Origin of the sequence: Prevotella sp. HCN-7019, from assembly GCF_037890215.1 — a bacterium.
In the GTDB taxonomy this organism is placed as follows: domain Bacteria; phylum Bacteroidota; class Bacteroidia; order Bacteroidales; family Bacteroidaceae; genus Prevotella.
The window spans coordinates 439,690-464,878 of sequence record NZ_JBBKBO010000003.1 but is presented as its reverse complement, the minus strand read 5'-3'; the positions used below and the strand labels follow the sequence as shown (position 1 = coordinate 464,878).

Annotated in this window: 18 protein-coding genes; 3 read left to right on the top strand and 15 right to left on the bottom strand. The window is 50.9% G+C overall.

Features of this window, described 5'->3' with window-relative positions:
* Positions 1–15 precede the first annotated feature (15 nt).
* Positions 16–627 (top strand): porin family protein, encoded by a 612-nt coding sequence (locus WKT13_RS06965; protein WP_340323346.1) that lies wholly within the window; start codon positions 16–18, stop codon positions 625–627.
* Between the two features lie 192 nt (positions 628–819).
* Here WKT13_RS06965 and WKT13_RS06960 read toward each other — a convergent pair whose 3' ends face one another.
* Positions 820–3,222, bottom strand: coding sequence for a glycoside hydrolase family 127 protein (locus tag WKT13_RS06960; protein WP_340323345.1), 2,403 nt, complete (start codon positions 3,220–3,222; stop codon positions 820–822).
* A gap of 272 nt (positions 3,223–3,494) precedes the next feature.
* Between WKT13_RS06960 and priA the strand changes: the two genes are divergently transcribed.
* A complete protein-coding gene (gene priA / locus WKT13_RS06955) occupies positions 3,495–5,771 on the top strand; it encodes a replication restart helicase PriA (protein ID WP_340323344.1) in 2,277 nt (758 codons plus the stop codon).
* 542 nt (positions 5,772–6,313) lie between these two features.
* Here the strand turns inward: priA and WKT13_RS06950 are convergent.
* Positions 6,314–7,816: an OmpP1/FadL family transporter gene (locus WKT13_RS06950; protein WP_340323343.1), complete on the bottom strand. Its 1,503-nt coding sequence runs from the start codon at positions 7,814–7,816 to the stop codon at positions 6,314–6,316.
* Between the two features lie 168 nt (positions 7,817–7,984).
* On the bottom strand, positions 7,985–10,087 hold the full coding sequence (locus tag WKT13_RS06945) for an HD family phosphohydrolase (protein WP_340323342.1): 2,103 nt from the start codon (positions 10,085–10,087) through the stop codon (positions 7,985–7,987).
* A 113-nt stretch (positions 10,088–10,200) separates the two neighbouring features.
* Between WKT13_RS06945 and gltX the strand changes: the two genes are divergently transcribed.
* A complete protein-coding gene (gene gltX, locus WKT13_RS06940; RefSeq protein WP_340323341.1) occupies positions 10,201–11,718 on the top strand; it encodes a glutamate--tRNA ligase in 1,518 nt (505 codons plus the stop codon).
* Between the two features lie 235 nt (positions 11,719–11,953).
* Here gltX and WKT13_RS06935 read toward each other — a convergent pair whose 3' ends face one another.
* From WKT13_RS06935 to WKT13_RS06880, 12 genes are all read right to left on the bottom strand, one after another.
* The gene (locus WKT13_RS06935; protein WP_340323340.1) at positions 11,954–13,036 is read right to left on the bottom strand and encodes a glycoside hydrolase family 43 protein; all 1,083 of its coding nucleotides are present in this window, start codon (positions 13,034–13,036) and stop codon (positions 11,954–11,956) included.
* 96 nt (positions 13,037–13,132) lie between these two features.
* Positions 13,133–13,888 (bottom strand): copper homeostasis protein CutC, encoded by a 756-nt coding sequence (locus WKT13_RS06930; RefSeq protein WP_340323339.1) that lies wholly within the window; start codon positions 13,886–13,888, stop codon positions 13,133–13,135.
* A gap of 28 nt (positions 13,889–13,916) precedes the next feature.
* Positions 13,917–15,083, bottom strand: coding sequence for a MalY/PatB family protein (locus WKT13_RS06925; RefSeq protein WP_340323338.1), 1,167 nt, complete (start codon positions 15,081–15,083; stop codon positions 13,917–13,919).
* A gap of 53 nt (positions 15,084–15,136) precedes the next feature.
* Positions 15,137–15,979, bottom strand: coding sequence for a DUF3737 family protein (locus WKT13_RS06920; RefSeq protein ID WP_340323337.1), 843 nt, complete (start codon positions 15,977–15,979; stop codon positions 15,137–15,139).
* Between the two features lie 262 nt (positions 15,980–16,241).
* Positions 16,242–17,234: a malate dehydrogenase gene (locus tag WKT13_RS06915; RefSeq protein WP_298619266.1), complete on the bottom strand. Its 993-nt coding sequence runs from the start codon at positions 17,232–17,234 to the stop codon at positions 16,242–16,244.
* 786 nt (positions 17,235–18,020) lie between these two features.
* Entirely contained in the window at positions 18,021–19,622 is a 1,602-nt protein-coding gene (locus WKT13_RS06910; protein WP_340323336.1) for a hypothetical protein, read from the bottom strand.
* A gap of 2 nt (positions 19,623–19,624) precedes the next feature.
* Entirely contained in the window at positions 19,625–20,659 is a 1,035-nt protein-coding gene (locus WKT13_RS06905; RefSeq protein WP_340323335.1) for an HlyD family secretion protein, read from the bottom strand.
* 12 nt (positions 20,660–20,671) lie between these two features.
* The gene (locus WKT13_RS06900; protein WP_340323334.1) at positions 20,672–21,991 is read right to left on the bottom strand and encodes a TolC family protein; all 1,320 of its coding nucleotides are present in this window, start codon (positions 21,989–21,991) and stop codon (positions 20,672–20,674) included.
* Positions 21,992–22,337: 346 nt separating this feature from the next.
* Entirely contained in the window at positions 22,338–23,240 is a 903-nt protein-coding gene (locus WKT13_RS06895; protein WP_298619274.1) for a LysR substrate-binding domain-containing protein, read from the bottom strand.
* A 71-nt stretch (positions 23,241–23,311) separates the two neighbouring features.
* Positions 23,312–23,794, bottom strand: a complete 483-nt coding sequence (locus tag WKT13_RS06890) for a threonine/serine exporter family protein (protein WP_298619276.1) — start codon at positions 23,792–23,794, stop codon at positions 23,312–23,314.
* Between the two features lie 87 nt (positions 23,795–23,881).
* On the bottom strand, positions 23,882–24,688 hold the full coding sequence (locus WKT13_RS06885; protein WP_298619277.1) for a threonine/serine exporter family protein: 807 nt from the start codon (positions 24,686–24,688) through the stop codon (positions 23,882–23,884).
* Positions 24,669–24,866, bottom strand: coding sequence for a hypothetical protein (locus WKT13_RS06880; protein WP_298619279.1), 198 nt, complete (start codon positions 24,864–24,866; stop codon positions 24,669–24,671). The genes WKT13_RS06885 and WKT13_RS06880 overlap by 20 nt, the downstream gene beginning before the upstream one ends.
* Positions 24,867–25,189 lie beyond the last annotated feature (323 nt).

Here is a 25,189-nt window from a genome sequence, read left to right as displayed (position 1 = left end):
TAAAAAATGAAAGTTATGAAAAAGTTATTTACATTGATTGTTCTTGTAGCTGCAACATGCTTTGCAATGCCTGCAAGCGCACAGTTGAAGTTCGGTGTGAAAGGTGGTCTCAACATCACAGACATGTCGCTCAGCAGTGATGTTTTTGAAACATCAAACCGCACTGGATTCTTCATCGGTCCGACTGTGAAGTTCACTCTTCCTATTGTCGGCCTCGGAATAGATGCTTCTGCGCTTTATGATCAGAGAGAGTCTGAACTTACAAACGCCGACAATGAGGTGACAAAGATTAAGCAGCAGGCCATCAACATTCCGATAAACCTGCGTTATGACATAGGTCTTGGAAGTCTTGCAGCTGTTTATCTGGCTGCCGGTCCGCAGTTCGGATTCAATGTCGGTGACAAGAACCAGACTCTTTTCGACGATGTTGCAGACTGGAAACTCAATTCGTCAAACTTCAGTGTGAACGTCGGAGCGGGTGTTATGTTGCTCAGCCATTTGCAGGTTGGTGCGAACTATAATATCGTTTGTGGAAAGACCGGCAAGATAACATATCTCGACGGAGTGGGAAGTGCGTTCCGCGGACGCTCCAACAGCTGGCAGATTTCCATGGCATATTATTTCTGAAAAGCGTAAATCCTATTGCCCGCAGCTGTTTCTTCCGGTGAGCGGAAGCGGTTGTGAGCGATAATAAGAACGAAAGCTGATTGCCGGAATGTGCGGTGCGGCTTTATGAAAAAAACATACAGACTCATGGCGCAGAAAGATTGTCGCGCCATGAGTCTTTGTTTTATGGCGGCCGGCATGGCCTTTTCTGTTTTATTCTTTGACGGTTGTTTTTATTCCGAATATACCGCCTGTGATTTTTCCCGGGAGGCTTTTCATCATTATTGTCACCTTTTTCTTTCCTTTGGTGATGTCTTGCGGTATGACGTGTCGCACATCGTAGTACTCGTATGGCATGCAGTTCTCTATTCTGTCGCGTCCTATCGGTGTTCCGTCAGCCATAATATCAAATTCCCTGTTGCCGGCGTCGCTGCCCCAATAGGTGAGTACCACCTCATTGGTTTTCTGAGGATCGACGGTCATGTCGTACGAAATCCATCCGTCGAGTGCATCGCGCCATCCTAGCGAAGTGTCCGACCGCATATTCTGTCCTTGCAGATTGTGTTCACGTTCTGATGTTTCGTCGGCTATCACAACCTTATCGATATAGTCCATGTTTTCCATTATGGCTTTCCCGTCTGTCGGCATCCACACCTTCATTTCGCCTGCTCCGCGGTGGGCACGTGCCATATAAGGAATCAGAGTTACGTCTGCTGCAGACTCGGAAACACCATTCTGCGCGTCGGCAGAACATCTGCGTCCCTGCGCAACGATGGTACGCATGCCATTGACTATGCCTTCTGTCTTACATACTTTGAGCGATGCGCCGCGTGGAATGTAAAGGTCCTGCAGTGTTCCGCCGTTGTCAGCGAACTCAGCACAATAGACAATCGGGCCGCGTTCCACGGCAATCAGTCCGCGGTCGGCCTTCACTTTCGCGTTTGCCGTTACTATGCGTGGCTCCATCGGAAACTCAATCTCCACTGTGTCACCCGCTTTCCATTTGCGTTGTATCACCGCATATCCGTGGTTGATGTCGTATTCGTAAGGTCTGCCGTTCACCTTTATGACGGTTTTCTTTGTGCTTGTTGCCTCATAGCTGTAAAGATCTGACGGTACGGGTCGTCCCTGTGCCCATCCCGGAATCCTTATTTTCATGCAGAAATCGCTCTTCTGTGTATTATCCACCGACAGCCTTACGTTGCCTTCCCACGGATATTCCGTCTGTTGTTTGAGGCTTATCTGCCGTTTGCCGAGACTGATGTCAGCCTTTCCGGCTATAAAAAGATTGACGTAAACAGCATCTTTTCCGGTGGCATAAGCGTAGCCCGGCACAGACGGAATGAATCTTGCCAGATTGGTGGGACAGCACGAACAGCCGAACCACTCGCTGCGTTGCTGTCCACGAGAGCTTGCCTCAAGCCGGTTGGGATAGAAGAACATGTCGCCCGTAACGGATATTCCGCTCAGCACATTATTATACAATGACCGTTCGAGAACGTCTATATATCTGCTGTCGCCATAGAGTCTGAACATACGCAGATTGAACATACAGTTGGCCAGTCCGGCGCATGTCTCGCAATAGGCACGGGCTTTGGGCAGTTCGTAGTTGCCTCCGAAAGCCTCGTTGTCTTCCCTTGCACCCAGACCACCGGTGATATACAGTTTCTTAGAAACAATGTTTTCCCATATGGCATTTATGGCTTCGACATACTCCTTGTGTCCGCCCAGCAGTATGGCGTCAGCCATTCCCGAGTAGAAATACAATGCTCTTACGGCGTGTCCTACAGCTTCGCGCTGTTCGGTTGCCGGCAGATGATTCTGCCAGTACATGCCGTTGGCTCTTATGTCGGATGATGACGAGTCGAACTTTTTCTGTCCGCGGCAGTCGATGAAGAACTTGCACAGGTCGAGATACTTACTGTCTCCCGTTGTCTCATACAGCCGTGCGAGCGCCATTTCGATGACGGCGTGACCCGGCGCGAGCTTCAGTCTGTTGTCATTATATACCTTGCACACAAGGTCGGCATTCTTCACTGCAGCCCGGAGCAGCTTGTCCTTTCCCGTTGCGGCATAGTAAGCCACCGCCGCCTCGTATAGTTCGCCGGCGTTGAATGTCTCGTGACTGAGGTTCCAGTCGTTCACCCACCGCAGAGTTCCCACCCAGTCGTGCACGGGATTGCCTATTGTGCGGTTGGTGAACAGATAGCCGTCAGGTTCCTGTGCCTCCACAATCTTGTCGATCACGCTGTCAATATATTTCTCAAACTCCGGATCTTCCTTTACGCTCAGTATGTATGCCGCGCCCTCGATGATCTTGAACAGGTCGGCATCATCGAACGGCGAGTCCGACTGAAACCGCGCTTCACCTTTCTTCAGTTCGCCGCTCAGTATCTTGCCTGCCAGTTCGAAGTTTCTCATGTAGCCTGCCTCCTCACATCTGCGGAAGGCGTAGCGTATGGTTTTGTTGCGCATAGTGTCGAGCCGTTGCGACCAGAATCCGTCGTTTATATGTACGTTGGTGAAGGGCACGGGACTGATATCGTCGTGCAGTGTCTGGCTCACGCAAGTCATGGAGGATAATGCCGTGAGCAGTATCATGATGATTTTATGCATAACAGATTTATGTATTTGGGTTCAGGTAAATAAGTTCCGTCATTGCAAATTTAGTTTTTCCTGCCGTATGAAAAGGCCTGCATTTCTATATTTATTTATATTTAACACAGCCGTGTACACTTTGTTCCGACGTAGAGTCCTACAGTATGCGTTCCCTGCCGGACACAGTGGAGACAGGCCTTCGGCATATCTGTCAGAAAAGCAGACCCGTACGAAAACAAACATGTTATAGTTTGCGGAATTAGTCATAAATAAGTATTTTTGTATCAGCTATGGTTTACGCAGACATCATACTCCCTCTGCCTCTCGAAGGCGTATTCACCTATTCCGTGCCCGACGACATGGCGTCAGCCGTCAAGTCCGGAATGAGGGTTGTTGTGCCCTTGGGACGCAGCAAGAAATACATGGGCGTTGTGCTGAAGGTGCACGATGTGAAGCCGGAGTTCGAGGTGAAGGACATACTGTCGCTGTCTGATACGCGCCCCTCCGTCACTGCTTTACAGCTGCGGTTGTGGCAATGGATAGCCGACTACTATATGTCGCCGCTGGGCGATGTGTTCAAGGCTGCGCTGCCTGCCGGACTGAAAGGCGAGGACAACTACCGTCCGAAAACCGAGCGTTGCGTCACACTGCCCGAGAAGATGCGCAGCGGACAGTCGTTGCATGTGGTTCTGAACCTGCTCACGCAGACACATGCCAGAAAGCAGAAAGACCTGTTCGAGCAATATCTCTCACTCAGTCATTGGGACGAGGCTTGCTCCGGAGGCTCACGTGATGACGTTGCGGAACTGACGTGCGAGGAACTTCTGAACGAGGCTCACTCCACCACAACAACGCTGCGTGCGCTCGTCTCGCGTGGATTTCTCACTATATACGAGCGTGAGGTGGGGCGTATAGGTCACGGTGGTGAGGCTCATCCCGAGAACATGAAGACTCTGGGCGAAGCACAGCAGAGGGCTTACGACGAGATACAGGAGACATTCAAGACGAAGAACGTGACGCTGTTGCACGGTGTGACGTCGAGCGGAAAGACCGAAATATACATTCATCTGATAGACAAAACCCTGCGCGAAGGCCGTCAGGTGCTCTATCTGTTGCCGGAGATAGCCCTTACGGTGCAGATAATGAAGCGTCTGCGCAACGTCTTCGGCGACCGTCTTGGCATATATCATTCGAAATACAGCGATGCTGAACGTGTTGAGATATGGAACCGACAGTTGTCTGATAATCCTTACGGAGTGATACTCGGCGCGCGCTCGGCGCTGTTTCTGCCCTTCAGTAACCTCGGACTGGTCATCGTGGACGAGGAACACGAGACATCGTTCAAGCAGCAGGACCCTGCTCCGCGTTACCATGCTCGCTCGGCAGCCATAGTGCTTGCGTCGATGTGCGGGGCAAAAGTGCTGCTCGGTTCGGCTACTCCTTCGGCAGAGAGCTACAACAACGCGCTCACAGGCAAGTACGGACTTGTGTGCATAATGACCCGATACAAGAACATACAGCTGCCTGAGATACAGGTGGTAGACGTGAAAGACCTGCGCCGCCGCAAGATGATGAACGGTCCGTTCTCGCCGGTGCTGCTCAAGGCTGTGCGCGAAGCGCTGGCCGACGGCCGCCAGGCCATACTCTTCCACAATCGCCGTGGCTTCGCGCCGATGATAGAATGTCACGTGTGCGGATGGGTACCCCACTGCGATAAGTGCGATGTCAGTCTGACTCTGCACAAATCGCTCGACCGTCTGACGTGTCATTACTGCGGCAGTGTGTACTACGTTCCGGCCAAGTGTCCGTGCTGCGGCAGCACCGAACTGCGCTCGCGCGGTTACGGCACGGAGAACATAGAGGACCGCATACGCGAGATTTTCCCCGAAGCACGTGTGTCGCGGATGGATCTCGACACCACACGTACGCGCAATGCATACGAACGTATCATCAGCGAATTCTCGTCGGGACAGACCAATCTGCTCATCGGCACACAGATGGTGAGCAAGGGTCTCGACTTCGGCAACGTGTCGGTGGTGGGTATTCTCGACGCCGACACCATGCTCAACAATCCTGACTTCCGTGCCTACGAGCACGCTTTCATGATGATGGCGCAGGTGGCAGGGCGCGCAGGACGCAAGAGCGGACGCGGAAAGGTGATACTGCAAACCCGCAATCCGGAACTGCCCGTCATAGGCGAGGTGGTGAGAAACGACTACAAGACGTTCTATAAAGAGCTGTTCGAGGAGCGCCGCATGTTCCATTATCCGCCGTTCTATCATCTTGTGTGCGTATATCTGCGCCACCGCAATGCGCAGGTGGCCGACGAAGCTGCCGCCGACATGGCCCGCCTGTTGCGCGGAATGTTGGGCGAGCGCGTGCTCGGACCCGACCGTCCGTCGGTGGCACGTGTCAAGACCATGAGCATACGAAAGATCATAATAAAGCTCGAGGCGGGCATAAGTCTGCCGCGTGTGCGTGAGTGTCTGTGTGCCCAGCTGGCCCTGCTCATGCAGAATAAGCGCTACGCTACGCTCGAAACCTATTACGACGTGGACCCGCTGTGATGTTTCCAACTTGTGCCTATCAGCTGTAGCGCGCTGGATTTTATGCAGTTTTTCTGCATATAAAAAGTAAAAAAATTTGACAAAAGAAAATCGCAAAAGAGAAGTGAACGAATGTTAAAATCGATTCTGCCGGCCGGTTTTCTTTATTTTTTTGTCACGTTTTTCCACCGCCGTGCGGTCGTTTTCCGGACCTTGTGTTGTGAAACAGGCTTTATCATGGTGCGATTAAGTCTATATCATGCTCCGATATGGTTCATTTCATGGCATGAAATAGGCTATTTCGCACTCCGAAATAGCCTATTCTGTGTGTCAGAACAAATTGTTCTGTTTCTTGATTTTATGTAATGTGTTGATACACAAAATTTTAATCATATGTCCTCAAAACTCGCGAATTTGCGGCCGGCTGTACTTTTTTGCTCAGCGCGGGCACTCTCGTGAAGTTGACGATGAATATTTATTCATTCACGACATCGGATTCTGCATAAATATGCAGTTTTCTTTTTGCCGGCCGCCTTGGGCAGAAAAGCGCGGCAACGTGTGTATCACAGTTTTATGTCGACACCCAGACCGATGACACGGTTGGTACGTGTGAACGAGTTGCTGATGTTCATCGTGCCGTTGGCCTGCAGTTTGTCGTAGTCGTCGTAGAGTGTCTGGAACCAGGCGGCGTTTATCTTCACCTTCTCGGTCACGTTCACTCCCACGCCGAGTCCGTACGACCATGAGCTTACGTTGTAGCTTATGTCGTTCATGGCTTCGTCGTTGAAGTCGTAGCTTGTGCGCTGTGCTCCCGCGCTCACCTGTATGTATTTGTTGATGTCAAACTCTGCTCCGAAGAGATATTCGTTGGTGTCGCCCAGCATGTCCTTGGTGTACTGCTTTGTGTCCACGTCGAAGTAGTGATGGTAGCCGGCCATGACGCGCAGCGAAGGCAGCAGTTCGTACTGTGCTCCCACGGTGAGCAGTGCGGGTGAGTCCTCTGCCACCTTTTTGCCGTCTGCATACTTGTCGAGCATGCTTATGTTCTCGGCGCTGAGGCTGTTGGCCGATTTGTTCTTCAGACGCATGCGTGTCTTGAACTCATATTTGGCAGCGAGGTTCAGTCGGCCGGTCTTGAAGTCCACGCCGATGATAGGTGCCACGCCCCAACCGGTCTGGTCGCAGTTGAGCTCTATGTCCTGAGTCATCTGTGCATAGCCTGTCATCTGTGCGGCCTGCGCTCTTGCTTTGGCAGCCTCTTCGTGCAGTCCGGCAGCCTCATACATACCAGCCGCTTGGTTGAGCGATGCTGCCAGCGACTCGAAGAATGTGGGTGCGCCTACCATGGAGAGCTGTCCGCCGGCGCTCTGCTGCAGCGATATGTTCTTCACGTAGCCGTAGTAGTTGGCCGTACCGTAGAGCATACGGAGTCCGCCATACACCGAGAGGTTGTTGTTTATCTTGTATGAGCTTCCCAGGGTGAAGCCATAGTAGTACTGGCGTCCGCGCATGAAGGGATCCATGGAGTAGCCGCCCGTGAGCTGAGTGCCCATCGGTGCAAGGCTGTTGTTTATGCCGGCGGCGATGAGACTGGCCGGAATGCCTGCCACAACGCCTTCGAACGAACCGAGACCGTTGGCAAACTCACACTTTCCACCGCCACCAGTTATGGCGAATCCGAACTGGAATGTCCAGTCGTCCTTCACGTAGGCTGCCTGTACTGACGGCACTATCGGTGCGTCGGCTACACCCTTGAACTTGCGTGCATAGCCGTTGTCGGCCGATGCGGGATTGTTCACGTTGAACTTGAACAGTTCGCCGTAGGCTGTGGTTACAGTACGTGTCTGGTGCACGTTCTGCATATTTATTGACAGATGGAATCCGTTGCCGAGGAAGGCTACGCCGGCAGGGTTGCTGTATACGCCGTCGATGCCGATGGCAGCATCGCGCGCCGGGTTTCTCAAGAAAATGATGTTCTGATTGGTGTTTGTGATAATGCCGCCTGCAAATGAGGTGCTGCCACACGCAGCAAATAATGCGATGCAGGCTAATTTTAATTTATTCATCTTAATAATATTTAAATAACAGGTCGCAAAGTTACTTAAATTGTCCTTTAGTGCCGTATTTGATACTTAATGTTTAATGAATGTTAACTAAAATAAAACGGCATGTTGCACAAATGAATACAAATGTGCAACATGCCGTGTATCTATCTGCCGTTTCCGGCTAAGGTTTTAGTTGTGTCCCCACCTGTTCTTGCGCTTCGGACGGGCAGGTGCTTTTTCGTATTTCTTCAGTTCCGGGTATGAAATACGTGTGTGGTATATGGCCTTGAGTCTTTCGATGAGCACGAGCTTGGCCTGCTCTATGTCGTGGAACGTGATGGGGCAGTCCTTGAAGAAACCGTCGGCCATCTGGCTGTCTATAATCTTGTTTACAAGCGACGATATGCTCTCTTCCGTATATGTAGGGAGCGAGCGTGAGGCAGCCTCTACACCGTCGGCCATCATAAGAATGGCCTGCTCGCGGGTGAAAGGATTCGGTCCCGGATAGGTGAACGGAGTCATGTCCACGTCTTCGTCGGGATGTTCGTTCTTGTATTTTATGTAGAAGTATTTTGCCACTCCGCTGCCGTGGTGGGTCAGGATGAAGTCCTTGATTATTCCCGGAAGTCCAGCTTTCTCGGCCATCTTCACTCCTTCGGTGACGTGGCTTATCACGATGCGTGCGCTTTCCTTGTCGGATATGTTTTCGTGCGGATTCACTCCGGCCTGGTTTTCTGTGAAGAACACCGGATCAGACATCTTTCCTATGTCATGATAGAGTGCTCCAGTACGCACGAGCAGACTGTTTGCGCCGATCTTGCTTGCTATTTCGGCTGCCAGATTACCCACTGTTATGGAGTGCTGGAATGTGCCGGGAGCAGTCTCGCTGAGGTCGTGGGGCAGACCGCGGTTGGTGTTTGACAACTCGAAAAGCATGACGCTGGAGGTGAATCCGAAGGTCTTCTCGATGATGAACATCAGCGGATAGGCCAGCAACACGAGCACACCGTTCACGCAGAAGTGGTAGTACATGTCGCTGTCCACCATAGGGAAGTCGGTGTCCTGCATCATCTGCATGGCGAAATATACGGCCGAGCTGCCGACGGTGACAAAAAGTGCCGTCTTGAAAACCTGCGAACGGTGGAGCAGTTCGCGTAGCGAGTAGATGGCTATGATGCCTGATACTATCTGGATGATGATGAATTCATACTGATATTTCACCGCCGTGGTGCAGATGAGAATCATGGTCACGTGGGTGATGAAGGCCGTGCGCGAATCCATGAACACCCGGACGAAGATGGGGACGATGGCGAACGGTATGATGTACACGCTCAGGAAGTTGTGGCGCATGAAGAACGACACGATGACGGGGAATATCGTTATCAGTGCGTAGAGCATGGCTATGCTGCGCGGTTTGTCGAAGTAGTCGCGGCGGAAAAGGCTGAGGTAGCAGGTGAACAGTATTATCATGATGGTCACGAATATCACCTGGCCTATGATGTTCGACGTTATCTGATTGGCAGATGCACCGCGGCGCTGCATCTCCCGTTCGAAGGAGCTGAGCACACGGTAGGTATGTTCGTCCACGATGTCGCCACGGTCGATGATCTTCTGTCCGCTCATCACCATGCCGCTTGCTGGCGGTATGCTGCTGAGAAGGTCGCTGCGCTCGGTCTCGTTGCGCTCCTTGTCGTATATCAGGTTGGGTTCTATGTAATTGTTCAGGTCACATTTCTGCAAGACTTGTCTCTGCAGCTCCAGCCGTTTGTCCATGAACAGGTACTCGTATGCCGTCATTGTGGAGAAGACATAGGTGATACGGGTGCTCTGTGCGTTGTTGCCGTTCACTATTCTCACCATGTTTGCCGAGTCCTTGTATAACTCGTTATATTCCGGCGTGTCCATGATGCCCGACTGGTAGAGCCTGTGCAGTCTGTCGGCTATTATTTCCAGGTACTGGTCGGGCAGCCCCGGGATGCCGTCGTGGAAGTCGGTCCACAGTTTCTTTAGCTGTACCTGCTCCACGTCTTTGTCGTAGTTGTAGTATGGCTGATATGTGGCGAGTACCGAATCTTCCTGTTGTTTAATGGTCTCGTCGGTCTTGTATATAGGAAAGTCGAACTTTGCTATGAACGAACTGTACATCCATGGTTTGCCGATGTCGTAGCGATAGTGCTTGCTTTCGGTTCTCGGCAGCGACCATACAATAATAAGGACGGTTACGGCAATGAGCGAGGAGCGAATCATTATGTTGCGAAGGAGTTGCCCCCTGTTTTTGTTCGGCATGTTCATAATCGGCATATTATTTTGTTTCCTTTGCGAAAGTAATAAAAAACTGTCAACATTTGAAAAAAATGTATTATTTTTGCAGGAAAATTATATATAAATAATTTATTTTGTATTCAATGTCAGAGAATAAAGTCAGAGTGCGTTTTGCGCCCAGTCCTACGGGTCCGCTGCATATCGGCGGCGTGCGCACGGCACTGTTTAATTATCTCTTCGCACGTCAGCATGGCGGCGAATTTGTATTCAGAATAGAAGATACCGACTCTAATCGTTTCGTGCCCGGGGCCGAGGAATATATCATCGAGTCGTTCAGGTGGCTTGGCATCAAGTTCGACGAAGGCGTGTCCTTCGGAGGCAATTACGGTCCTTACCGCCAGAGCGAGCGCAGGGATATCTACCGGAAGTATGTCGACATACTTCTTGAGAAGGGCATGGCATACATCGCTTTTGACACTCCGGAGGAACTGGAGAAGAAACGCGGCGAGATTGCAAACTTCCAGTATGATGCCCATACGCGTCTGCAGATGACCAACTCGCTCACGATGACCGCTGAGGAATGTCAGCAGCGCATTGCCGACGGACAGCAGTATGTTGTTCGTTTCAAGGTAGAGCCGGGCGTGGATGTGCATGTTGACGACATGATACGCGGCGAGGTGGTTATAAAGAGCGACATCATCGACGACAAAGTTCTTTATAAGAGTGCGGACGAACTGCCGACATATCACCTGGCAAACATCGTTGACGACCATCTGATGGAGATAAGCCACGTCATCCGTGGTGAGGAGTGGTTGCCCAGCGCACCGCTTCACGTGTTGCTCTACAAGGCTTTCGGCTGGGAGGACACAATGCCAAAGTTCGCTCATCTGCCGCTTCTGCTCAAACCGGAGGGCAAGGGTAAACTGTCCAAACGCGACGGCGACCGTCTCGGTTTCCCTGTTTTCCCGCTGGAATGGCATGATCCAAAGACCGGCGACGTGTCTTCAGGTTATCGCGAGAGCGGTTATTTCCCTGAGGCTGTGGTTAACTTCCTTGCTCTGCTTGGATGGAATCCGGGCACCGAACAGGAACTTTTCACACTCGATGAGCTCGTGGAACTGTTCGATATAACCAAATGTTCGAAGGCCGGAGCGCGCTTCGACTATCAGAAGGGAATATGGTTCAACCATGAATATATATTGCGTAAGAGCAGTGAGGAGATTGCAAGACTCTTCGCACCTATCGTTGCCAACAACGGAATTGATGAACCGTTCGAGCGCGTGCTTAAGGTAGTGGAGATGATGAAAGACCGTGTCAGTTTCGTCAAGGAACTCTGGCCGCTCTGCTCGTTCTTCTTCATCGCACCGACAGAATATGATGCCAAGACTGTGAAGAAGCGCTGGAAGGCTGATTCGGCCAAGGTTATGGGCGAACTGGCAGAGGTGCTGGAAGGCATTGATGACTTCTCTGTTGAAGGTCAGGAGCCGGTTGTCATGGCATGGGTTGAGTCGAAGGGCTACAAGCTTGGCGATGTAATGAACGCTTTCAGACTTACTCTTGTAGGCGAAGGCAAGGGTCCTGGCATGTTCGATATCTCCGCATTCCTCGGCAAGGAAGAGACTCTGCGCCGTATGCAGCGTGCCATCGAGGTGCTGAAATAAGCATTTCTGACTGACAGTGAAGTGCGTAATGCAGTGTGGAAAAGTCTGTTCCGTCCGACGGAATAGCGCTTTATGCCGGACAGAAAAGTGCATTGCACACGACGATAAGCAATAAACAGAATAATGATAAAAACAGAAATGGAGAACGTCACGTGGCGTTCTCCATTTCTGTTTTCCTTTTTTATAATTATAAATATTTCTTTTTCTCCGGACAGGACAGATGATGTCCCGTTGTTCACTCTACAACAACCTTGCGAGTCTTTCCGTTTTCGCGTACGATGTTCACGCCTTTCTGCGGTTCGGAAAGCTTCATTCCGCTGAGTGAGAAATATTCTTTTGTTGTCTCGCCGGTACTGATGTTTCCGATGCCGTCTGTGACATCATCAGGTGTTATCGGTCTTATTATCGGATCATCCGTCATTTTGAGCACTCTGCGGCCCTCTCTTCCTGTGAACTCCATGGTGCCGATGTACATCAGACGGTCGTGCACCTGTGTGGTGGAATTGTGTGCGTGGAACGCTATACGCATTATTCCGTTCTTGTCGGTGAATATTGTGTGATGGCCGGTTCCTACGAGATCTTCTATTTTGCAAAGTATCGGTGTAGTGTATTTGCCCCATGTCGGATTGCTGAGTGAGGAAGTTGTGGCGCATCCTACGGCATAGTTCTGGCTGTTGTAATCGTTGGCCGAATAGGTGAGATAGTATTTGTTCTCAAATTTAACCATGTTGGGGCCTTCGCAGACACGGCCGAGCAGGTTTTCCCAAGGCAGTGAAACATTGATGCATTTCTTCAGTGTTCCGTCTATCGGAGTCATGTAATCGTCCTCCAGTTCGCACATCCAGATACAGTTTCCGTCGGTGAATCTCACGAAGAAAAGGTAAGCCTTGCCGTCGTCATCGAAGAAAACGTGCGAGTCGATGCACTTCTCCGAACCCAGAAGACTGTTCATCTGATAGGTGCCTTCCTGCTTGAACGGACCGAGCGGAGAGTCCGATGTGGCCACATACAGGTGTTCGTTGGCCGAATAATACATGTAGTATTTGTTGTTCTTATAGTAAACTTCAGGGGCCCAGAACCACTGTGTCTCGGTGGTATTGGCTTTGTTCAGTGCAAGGCCTTTGTACTCCCAGACATACAGATCGTCCGAAGTCCACACCTCAATACCGTCGGCGCTGTGTGTGCCATAGGCATAATAAGTGTCTCCGTCGAGCAGAACGTAAGGGTCAGCCAGCGGCACTTTACTCTTGGCACCGTCAGCAAGAACGTGCATGGAAGATAATAATAATGTGATGATAGTGGTAAACAAGTACTTCATAAATTAGGTTTTTTGATTAGAATAAGCGCAAAAGTACGAAAAAAATGCCACAAATACTTGCGTATCGTGGCGTTTTTGCGTTTATGGCATGATGTTTTATTCAAGGCAGGCCTTTATTGTCTGACTTACGCGTGCGGCCGAGGTGATGTCAATGGAGGCCTCGTCGGCATCTTTGCTGCCCATATACACCTGTGTGTTGATGTATTCCATATTGCTCCTTACCTTTGTTCTGGCGGAGAAGTGGAATTCGTTCAGACCTGTGAGAGAACGCAGACGGCCGATGTTGTTCTCATTAACGCCACATCCTGCAAGCAGTATTATGCGTCCGGTGGCTTGCTTGTTGAGTTCCTGCAGCAGCGGTGCACCGCTCAGGGCGTCGGGTTGCTGACCAGAGGTAAGTATGCGGTCGAAGCCGAGAGATATGATGTCTTCAAGCGCTTTCTGCGGATTGCGGCACATGTCGAAGGCTCTGTGGAATGTCACGGACATGCCTTCGGCACACTGCATGAGCCTGCGGTTGGAGTCCATATCCACTTCACCGTCCTTAGTGAGGCATCCGAACACCACGCCGTCGGCACCAAGTTCTTTGCACACACTGATGTCTGTCATCATGCGTTCGATCTCGAGCGGAGTGTAGAGAAAGTCGCCTCCGCGCGGTCTTATGATGACATGCAGGCGTGTGGATGTGAGCAGCCGCCGTGCGGCCTTAATCTCTCCGTACGATGGAGTGGTGCCGCCTTCGGGTATGCCGGTACAGAGTTCCACGCGGTCGGCGCCGCCTTCCTGTGCTGCCAGACAGCTTTCCACGCCGTTGGCGCATACTTCGAATCTGAAATCCTGTCTTGTGTTCATGTTCGTTATTGTGTTAATGGTGAAAACGTCAGAGCTTTTCTATCACACGTGCCATGCGTTCCAGTCCTTCGATCATTCGGCTGCGCGGACATGCTATGTTTATTCTGAGGAAACCTTCGCCGGCAGTCTTGCCATACATTGTGCCGCTGTTCATCATCACATGACCTTCGGTTATGAGCTTCTGGTTGAGTTCGTCGGACGTCATTCCGGTGCTTCGTATGTCTGCCCATACCAGGTATGTGCCTTCAAGATGTGTCACTCCGATGTTAGGCATGCGTTCGCTGAAGAACCGACGCAGCTCCATGTAGTTGCCGTAAAGATACTCATTGAGGCTGTCGAGCCATTCGCCGCCCTCATTGTAGGCTGCCTGAAGCGCTATTACGCCGAACGGATTGACGTCGCATATCTCGTTTATGTTGATGGCACGGTCTATCTTGCGGCGCACCTCTTCGTCGCACGAAACAACATTGGCTATCTGCAGACCGGCGATGTTGAATGCCTTGGTGGGTGAGTTGAGTGTCACGGAGTTGTGCAGACACTCGTCGGATATTGACGCGAAGGGCGTGTACTTGTGGCCTTTCATTATAAGCTCACAGTGGATTTCATCGCTTATCACCTTTACGCCGTGCTTCATGCATATGTCGTTGAGTCGTTTCAGGTCTTCTACCGGCCACACACGTCCTGCCGGATTGTGCGGGTTACAGAGCAGGAACACCTTTGTACGCTCGTCGACGGCCAGCTGTTCGAAGCCGTCGAAGTCGATGTGATAGGAGTTATTCTCGTATATCAGCGGATTCTCGGCAATGATACAGTCGTTGTTGCGTATGGAAGAGAAGAAGCAGTTGTACACCGGCGTCTGTATGATGACCTTGTCGCCCGGTTGTGTCAGCGCCTTGATTGTGGCCGAGATGGCCGGCACCACGCCTGTGGTGTAGATTATCCAGCTGCGGTCTATGTGCCAGTCGTGGCGGCGTTCGAACCATCCTGTGATGGCTTCGTAGTAGCTGTCGGGCACGATAGTGTAGCCGAAGACACCGTGCTCAAAGCGTTTTCTGAGAGCTTCGGCTATGCATGGAGCTGCCTTGAAGTCCATGTCGGCCACCCACATGGGCAGTACGTCCTCTTCCTTTGCCGTGTCCCATTTCACGCAGTTTGTTCCGCGGCGTTCTATAAGTTTGTCGAAATCGAATGTCATAAGTGTCTGATTGAATGTTTGTTTGTGATGTCAGAAACGCCGTTCGTCCGCCGTCATCTTGTGCGGATGACGCAGTCGGCCGGTTGGCGTATGTTGTCGTCGATGGTCACCGAGCCGATGCTGTCGGCAACGATGAGCCCTGACGTAGGGTTCTTTATGTTTTCGATGTGGCCTTTGATGTCGGCGTGCACGGTGGAATATTCGAAGGCACGGTCGCATGCGGCGTCGAATGTGCAGTTCTCAAGCACCAGATTCTCCGCATAGCATAGTGGTTGCTCACCTGCTATGTGACAGTTTACGAGCCTGAGGTTCTTAGAGTGCCATCCCAGATACTCTCCGTCGAGTACAGAGTCGTACACCGTCACGTTCTCCGTTTCCCAGAACGAGTCCTTGGTTGTGATGCGTGCGTTGCGCACCTCTGCGTTTTTCACATATTGGAACACATACTTCGAGTCGCTCTCCAGACCATCCACCACGATGTCGCGGCTGCCCATGAAGGGATAGGTGCCGTCGTGCAGTGTGACGTTCTTGATGTTCAGTCCGTCGATGTTCCAGAAAGTCTCGTCGGCATCGTTTATCTTCACATTCTCGAGTGTGAGGTTCTTCATCTCGCGGAAGAACTTAGGCCCGTCTATTATGCAGTCCTTCATGGTCATGTTGTCCGAATACCAGATGGCTGATCTCGATTCCGGCGCGAAGTAACAATCGGTTATCAGGCTTCCGTCTACGTGCCACCACGGGTACTTGCCATAGAACCGGCATTTGTCGGCCTCGATGTTGCTGCAGTGTTTTATTCCTGATTCGCCGTCGGTGATTGTCACGTTTTCCAGACGCACGTTGTGCACTTCGAACAACGGGCGTTCTCCTCCGAATGATCTGTCCTTTATAATTTCCATGTTGTGTAGTTTGTTTTTGTGTCCTCTTCTGTATGCCGTATGTGGTCGGCCGGCCAGCAGGACGTGCCGTCAGTGCATGTCCTTACGGATGCAAAAGTACGAAAAGACGCCGTAAGGGCGTGTATTCATATTACGGAAAAGGCAACCATGATTACTGATGTGTGTCGCGGCCATGTGTGGCCGCCTCTTTCCGAAAACATAAAAAGGTGCGGACGCAATCGTGTTGTCCGCACCTTTTCATTTATATCAGTCTGTTTGTTTCTTAGAGGTTCGGGTTAACCTTGCTCCATTCAGAGATTGGCGGAACGATGTTCAGCGTAACAAGCTCGTCGCGCATCTTGCAGAGGTGCTCGTAGCTTGCGTCGAGTTTAGCGTTCTCCTCGGCTGTTCCCTGCGGTACTTCATAGTGAGCGCCGGTTGTGTCGAGTGTTGTGTTCATTGCCATCATGATGTGGTTGTACTTCTCGGTGTTAACGTATGTACCAACCGGGAAGCGGAACTTCTCACCGCCCATGACTGAACGTATCATCTCAACAGAGAGATAAGCCGGGCTCTGGAATGAAGAACGTCCGCGCAGTTCGATGATCTTTGCACCGCCCTGTGTAACGTCTTTCTTCATCTGCTCCCATTCTGCCTCCGGGAATTCGTCTGTACCGATGATGTCGGTCAGCTTTCTGTCGTCGATAGTTACGTGTGAACCGAATACAGCCATCTGCTCGCCGTGTCCGCCGTATGTAGCGCAACCTTTAACTTCGCTCTGCATTACGTTGAACTTCTTGGCCAGTGCGCTCTGCAGACGAGTTGAGTCGAGAGCTGCCAGAGTTGTAACCTGTGATGGTTTCAGACCAGAGTAGAGCAGAGTTACAAGACCTGTGAGGTCAGCCGGGTTGAAGATAATAACAACGTGCTTAACGTCCGGGCAGTATTCCTTGATGTTCTTTCCGAGACCTTCTGCGATTTCGCAGTTGCCTTTGAGCAGGTCTTCGCGTGTCATACCAGCCTTACGTGGTGCACCGCCTGAAGAAATGATGTATTTTGCATTTGTGAATGCTTCCTTGGCATCTGTGGTTGCTGTGATCTTGACATCGCCGAAACCGCTCTGGCGCATTTCCTCAGCAACACCTTCCGGAGAGAAGACGTCGTAAAGACAAATATCACTTGTCAGACCCATTGTCAATGCAGTCTGAACCATGTTTGAACCAATCATACCGGCTGCGCCGACGATTGTAAGTTTCTCATTAGTTAAAAATGCCATAATAAAAATATTATTTATGTTTGTAAAGTTGTTGTTTACAGATGAGCCTTACCCTTTGTCATGCCTTATGAGGGCAAGTCCGGGGGCTCGGGTTTAACTACATGCAAAGATAATAAATTTTGCACTATCTGCTGTATTTATTTTGTTTTTTAATTGTTGTTTATTCTTAAAAATAAGTGGTGCGTGTGTGCGTGCGTACGCGTAAGGGGTGACGTCCCAAGTTGACTGTGTGCGTGCCGGGCAGTGCGCTGCGGTTTGCATGGCGGCTGTTGATGCCTTGCCTGCCGCTGGAAGCATGTGCAGGATGGACTGGAAGCGGTTGTACATAAATATGCAGAAAAAGGAGTGGAGAAATGAATAAATATTCTGCGTAACTCGAAAATACGGCGATATTTTCGTCCGGCAGTGCTCCCGGCCGCAAATTCGCGAGTTTTGAGAGGGTTGTGTAATATGTTGATGCACAGTGACTTAGATGAAGCAAGACAAAAGAACAGCCCGTTCCTTCTTGCGGAACAGGCTGTTTTAGGGTGTGAAACGGGCCGTTTCAGGGTGTGATATGCAGTATTTCAGGGCCTGATATGTTGCATATTAAGGGCCGGAACAGGCTTAATTGCGACGCCACTCGTTTTTGTCATTTTTTAAATGCAATAATATGCGTCTTTTATACATTTCTACCCACATCCTCGTTTCTATTTTGCGAAAAATTTTTGTCAAAATATTTTACTGCCGAAACTGTATATTTATGCAGTCCGGCAGCGATAAGGCACATATCGTGCATGCGGTTTTTCATATCTTCCTGTTACGCATTCGCCAGATGTTCTGTTTCACTTCGCCGGCCAGAGTTTTCCAGTATGGCATGAGCTTCAGCGTGTGGTGCACGGGTGTATCGTAGAGTAGGAAGAGCAGTAACAGGCCGGCGCTGAGGTATATCACCCATCCATATATCTGCTTGATGCTTATCTCCATTACCTGGGTTGTGAATTCCTGCATGAATGTGGCAAGGTCTATGTGGCTCCGGCTCACTGCAACGCTGTCCACCGACGCTCCGTAGCGCGCCATGTTGTCGGGCACGTAGTAGTTGATCATGCGTGAGTAGATGGCTCCGCCTATCACTCCTCCCACAATCATATGGAGCATGTTGAACACGCTCAGGCCCTGGAAGAAGTGCTGAAAGGTCATCATCTCCTCCAGACATACCATGAACGTGGCGCTGAGTATGGCGTAGGCGAACGAGCGGCACACTATCATCGGCGCGAGTTGCGAGATGTGAAGCTCGGACGAAACGGTGAGGTAGAAGCCAATGAGATAAACCGTCAGTGTGGTCATGCCGATGATGATGAGGCGTAGATAGTTGTAGCCTTTTATGTGCATCCACCAGTATGCGAAAAGACATCCGGCCAGAATGCCGCCCAATGCATACCAGTCGGTGGTGACACTCACCATGGCCTCGTAGTGCATCACGCCTTCGTAGAACAGTTCTTCGAGCACGTGCTCCGTGCCGAGAATCATCTCCACGAGTGTGATGAGGCCGAGCAGAGGCAGGTAGTGGCGGTAAGTCCATATTTTCGGATCAAGATACGGATGGCGGATGGTGAGCATACGCCATACGCAGAATATCAGATTTACCACAATGACCGCTGCGAGCTGCCATGTGACGGGACTGTTCCACCAGTCGAGATACTCGCCGTAGTCGAACAGTGCGGCCACTTCGAGCAGCAGGGCTGCCCACAATGCTCCGCCGAGCCAGTCGATGCCGTAGAGCGGAAACTTGCGCATGAAGCGGAAGTGGCGTACGCAGCACGTCAGCACCGTGAGCATCACGAGCATTGTGCCGGCTGTGTAGAGGTGCATGTATGTCCAGTGGAAATGATACATCAGGTATGTTGTGAGCAGATCGGACAACTGCATGCTGCCGAGAATGATGATGTGCAGCAGCGGGAAGAACACCGTGAAGTCGCGCTTCGGCGTCATCCACAGCTGTATGGTGGACATACATTCGAATGTGCCCTGTATCTTGCAGATGCCTTCAACGAAGCATACGGCCCAGAGCAGGGGCAGGAATGTGATGTGCGGTGCCGCAAGGCTGCACAGCAGGATGCCGAGGGCCGACGCCGTGAGCAGGGTCTTGTTGGTGAAGCGGAACTTCATGCGGAATAGCACGGGAAAGTAGATGGCCATGCCGGCAAGGTTGGCGTAAAGGCACATCTGAAGGTCTTCGCGCATTAGTGAGTGGCCTCCCACCATCTCGTTGAGCGCGCCCAGATAGACGCCTCCCGACATCTGGAACATGAAGGCGAACACCACGTAGATCCAAGGTTGCAGTTTGCGCGGTACGAAACTGCGGAACATGGGCATGGTGAACGGCCCGTTGAGTACAGGTGCTCCCATGATCAGTGTTTCACTTTACATTCTACGTTGAACCCGGCGCGCAGTTTCTTCATGTCGGCCGCGCTGTTGCCTTCGAGTCTTATGCGCACCGGCACGCGCTGTTCCACCTTCACGAAGTTCCCCGTGGCATTGTCCTGCGGGATGAGTGAGAAGGCTGCTCCGGTGGCGTCTGATATAGATTCCACCACACCGCGGTATGTCACGCCCGGCACGGCGTCGGCAGTCATCGTCACTTCAGCGCCCTCGTGTATGTCGGGCAACTGTGTCTCGCGGTAGTTTGCCACCACCCAGAGGTCGGTGCCATCGACAATGTCCACCATCGTCTGGCCCGGTTGTACGAGCTGTCCTTCGTGTATGTTCTTGCGGCCTGTCATTCCGTCGCATGTGGCGGTGATGACTGTGTACGACAGATTGAGGCGTGCCAGGTCGAGACTTGCCTGTGCCAGTCTTACGGCTGCCTCGTTCTGTGTGAGGCGGCGCGTCTGTTCGTTCTTCACGAGTGATGTGCTTCGTCTTGCGCGTGAGGCCTGTTCGTAGCGTGCCTTGGCTGTCTGGTATGCTGTTTTCACGTTGTCATACTGCTGGCGGGTGACCGCGTCTTCCTTCAGAAGCTTCTCGTAGCGCTGCAGTTCGCGGCGCGCGTTGTCCATCACCACCTTCATTTCTTCTATTCCGGCTTCGTTCACGCTGATGTTGCTCTGTGTGGTCTCAATGCCGGCCGTTGTGACAGAGCGTCCGGCCATGGCGTTGCTCAGGTCAGCTTCGGCCTGTGCCAGTCGCAGTCTGAACTCCGAATCCTCTATTATTACGAGTGTGTCGCCCTTCTTCACCGGCTGGAATTCGTCGAAACAGATGCGCTTGATGAATCCCTGCACACGTGTGTTGACAGGCGTTATGTGCTGTCTTACCTGCGCGTTGTCAGTATATTCCACGTTGCCGAGGTGGATGAAGCGTGAGCATACGTAGGCTATTCCGCCGATGAGAAAACAAATTATGAGGGTGTTGTAGATGATGCGTCTTGTCTTTCTTGCTATCATGATGTTCTGTTTTTAAAGGGTGTGGGTTAAGTATTTCATTTTATAATAATTGTATATCACGTCTATGCGTGCGTTGACGAGTCCGAGTTCGGCGTCCAGTCTGGTGTTGCTCGCGTCGAGTATGTCGGTGAGCAGTGCCAGTTCGTTACGGTAACGGTTGTCTGTCACGTCGTAGTTCTGTCGTGCTAGTTCGGTTTTCTTCTTCTGGGTCTGCAGTTCGGTGAACGATGTCAGGTAGTCGGTGTAAGCCGCCTGCACTGCATTCTCCACCTGTTCGCGTGCCAGCGTCTGCTGCTCCATGGCCTGTCGGGTCTGCAGTCGTGCCTGTTTCACCTTTTTGTTGCTCTTGAAGAGCGACGATATGTTGTATTTTACGCCTATTCCGACAAACCAGTAGTTGAAGTTGTTGTCCAGTACCGGTACTTCAATCGTTATCGGGCCGTCGAGGTGTTCCTCCGCCACAACGGCTATCTTGGGCAGCAGTTCGGAGCGCTCGAGCTTCTCCTTCTGACGACTCATCTCCACGTTGAGGCCGCTCTGTTGCAGCGACAGGTTGGAGGTTGAGGCTTTCTGTTGCCACTCGTCCTCGTTTCCAGCCACGGCGTCGGAGGTCAGCAGAGTGGTGTCGGGCACAATCTCGGTGCCTGTCGGCAGGTGTAGTGTGGTGACAAGCTGGTGGTTCATTATCTTCTTCGCGTCGTTCACCTTGGTCAGTTGCAGTTTCAGATTCTCGAGTTGCAGCTCGTATCGGGTGATGTCGTTCTTCAGTGCCGAGCCCTGTTCGCGGCGCGCCTCCATGTTCTTTATCACGATTTTCGTCAGGTCGATGTTCTTTTCTATCACCGATGCCTGGTTTTCCAGTTTGAAGAGGTTGAGATAGTAGCCCGTGAGAATGAAGCGGATGTCCTGCCGGTTCTTCTGCCAGTCGAGCGCGGCCATCTGTTCTCCAAGTTCGGCGAGCGCAATGCCGCTGTTTATTGCACCGCCAGAGTAAACGGTCATCGATGCCTGCAGTGCGAAGTTGTTGCCGAAGTGGGGCATGGATATCGTCTGTCCGTTGCTGAAGTCGCGGTCCCACAGATAGCCGTCGCCGAGGTAGCTTGCCGACAATGATGCGCTTATGTCGGGCAGACGCTGTGCCTTGGCTGTCTTCACGGCCATGGCGGCGGCCTCCTTGCCTGTGTTGTACGATTTTATACTGCTGCTGTTCTCGTCGGCCAGCCGGAACATCTCGTCGAGTGAGAGCATGCGCCGGTCGGTGTTCTGGGCATGAAGCCCGTGTCCGCACAGCACCGCACACAGCGATGCTATGAGACAAAATGATTTGCTCATACTATGAAATAAAAATGAATGAAAAATTATTATGAATTATGAAAACAGTGCTGTGGACGCAGTATTAAATTATTGCTGCGACTCCCCAGTGATGGAAACGATGGATTTTATTTGTGTAAAGAATCGTTGTCCCGAATAAATTCATTTTCATAATCCGATGAAATGTGTGTATCTTTTGTCGGTGCAAAGTTAACAACTTATGCGATAAGTTGTAACCTTATAGGCTTGGATATATAAGATTTTTTAACAAAAAACACGCCATTCACAGTGTGGATGGCGTGTTTGCAGCCCTTTCGGGCCGACTGGTTATGTATGAATCTTTGGCTTATTATCGTTTTTTCGTTTCTCAGAGCCAGTCGCGCAGGCGTTCGCGTATGGCGTTCGATTCGCTCAGCATTCTGAGGAACTCCTGTGCGGAACGCTTTCTGTACACGTTCTTCAGCACGTGTACGCATCCTTCCATACCGTTTCCAGGCATGTCGAGCGACACAGCTTTCACGCCCTGCTCGTTGTGTATGGTGGCTTCCGAGAGTATTGTGACCATCTGGCTCTGGCGTATCAGTTTGAGCAGAATGTTCACTTCGTTCAGCTCTATACGCACGTTGAGTTTTCCCTGAAAACCTGACGACAGTCTGTCGAAGGCGTTGCGGGCCTGCAGTCCTTTCGACGGCAGCGCTATGTCGTAGTGGGTCAGTTCGTTGAGTGTTACCATGTCGTGCTGGGCGAGCGGGTGGTTATCCTGTACAACGGCTGCGAGATGATTGCCGAAGAGCACGTGCGACTCTATCTCATCGTAGTGGACAGTCGGTTTGAATGCCAGAACGAAGTCGAGTTCGCGGTGTCCGAGTTTCTCCATCAGGTTGGCCATTGGTTCGTAGAATATGTTGAGCTTCACCTGAGGATATTGTTTCATGAATGTCATGAGCGTTTCGGTGAGAATCGGACTGAATGTGAATGTCACACCGATGTTGAGTGTGCCCGTGAGCAGATGCTGCAGATCGTGTATCCGGTCTATGCATGTGTCGGCCGAGTGCAGCGTGTTCTGGGCATAGGGCAGCAGTTCTTCGCCGGCTTCCGTGAGGCTTACGTTGTGGCTGTTGCGCATGAAGAGTTGCGCGTTCATCTCCTGCTCGAGTTGTCTTATCTGCTGCGAGAGTGTGCTTTGGGTTATGAACAGAGCCTTGGCAGCTTCTGAGAAATTGAGTGTTTCGGCGGCTTTGACGAAGTATTTCAGCTGTCTGAGTTCCATATATTTTTCTTTTTTGCCTGCGTATTTATGTCACACGGTGACGTTTTACGTATGCAAATATACAATATTTATCACCTTGTTGCCTGAAAAGATATCTTTTTTAATAAGAATACAGGTATCGTCGCACCGACCACCATGCCGATTATTATGAACGCGCATGTGAATCCGTTGAATGTCAGGAGATACAGATAATGATTGAATATCGGTTCCTCGCTGTGATAAAGACACATGAGCAGTGCCTCGATTGTGTGATAGGCGTACATTCCCGGAATCATTGGCAGAAGCGCCGGAAAGAAACATGTCTCGGCCGGACTCTTGGTGAAACGGGTCAGATATACGGCAACTATACCGATGATGAATGCTGCGATGGTGCTTGCCAGAATGATGTGTGTCTGGAACACGCCGTTGTTCATGAGAATAAATCTCACGGAATGGCCTATGGCGGCGGTGATGGCGCAATACAGATATGTGCGGCGCGGCGGATTGCTGATGCTTGAGAAACCTATGGCTGCTATGGCCGCGAAGAATCCGTCCTGCAATATTTGGAAAAGCATAATAGTCTTTTTATTGTTTCTTTTGTGAAATTTGTTTCGTCATACAGCGTTTCCTGTAAAAGAGGATGCTGCATGACGCGGTCCCGGTCAGAACAGACTGAGATCCATTAGCAGCAGTCCGGCGCACAGTCCGGCCGAAAGACATGCCGTGAGTACAATCGCATCGGTCAGTCTGCCGAACATGCAGATGTAATGACCGTCAAGCATATCGCTCACCGAATTGATATAAGGAATACCCGGAATGAGATAAAGCACGCTTGTTCCTATTGCTATTTCCGGCGTATCGCCCCATCCGAAAAGATGGGCTCCGGTGCAGATGACCGAAGAGAAAAATGCAGAACAGAAGAATGTGAGGCGTACATCGGCCTTCTCGCTGAGCATTATCTGCTTGAGACGATAGCCTGCGAGTGTTGCGATGAACACTGTGAGCATTGCTGCTGCGTCGCCTCCGAAAAGACGGCAGAAAGCTGCGTTGGCCAGTGATGCGAGCAGAAGCACCAGCCGTTGGTTCTCCGGCTTGGTCTTGGTTATTTCTTCAAACTCGCTGCATGCCTTCTTGAAGTCGGCGCGTCCGTCGGCAACGTCCCAGCTGAGTTTGCTAAGGCGTGTGTTGATGTTGAAGCTGATGCCGCACTTATGTATTCTTTTAATATTGCTGTATGACTCGGTGTGCTCCTTGTCCCATACAGACAGATGTATGTGTGCAGGCATCACGGCCATGTCGGATTCTTTTCCGAATGCTTCCGACATGCGACGTATGTTCTTCTCGATGCGTGCGCATGTAGCGCCGCAACCCATCAGCCATGCTGCATAGTCTGAAAGAAACATGCAGACTTCCTTGGTGGTCGGCAGGCTGTTGTTGCCTGCCGGTATATTACATGTATTCTGGTTCATCGATCAGATATTCGTCGCCAGGGCAATAAAACAGTTCGTTGTCTTTGCTGATTTCGAAAAAGTGAGAATCATTCTCTTTGTTGCTACACTCTTTGCGGAAGTTTTCAATTGCTCTGAAAACAAATGTAAGAATCAGGATTCCTACGATAAACGCCCATGTGATTATATAAACATTCATAGTTAAATATTTTTTTTGACGCTGCAAAGGTATCGTTTTGACAAAGGGTGGGGAATATCTTGTTAACGGAAATTTCGATAGTGACTATTGGTATTTATAATTTATTTGATGTCTGCTGCTTTTATGTCTGAAACGGGAGAAAGGGTGTGAAATAAGAAAAAAAGTCTAATAATACACTGAAAACATACAATCTGCATGTCGGTTTTCCGAATGTAAGTTTCGGATATACCGATAGCAGATGAATGAAATTGTGGTTTGTATGCTTTTGTGATAAATAATTGTGAATGCTGCTAAAGGCGAAAATGAAGGGCGGGAAAGATTTT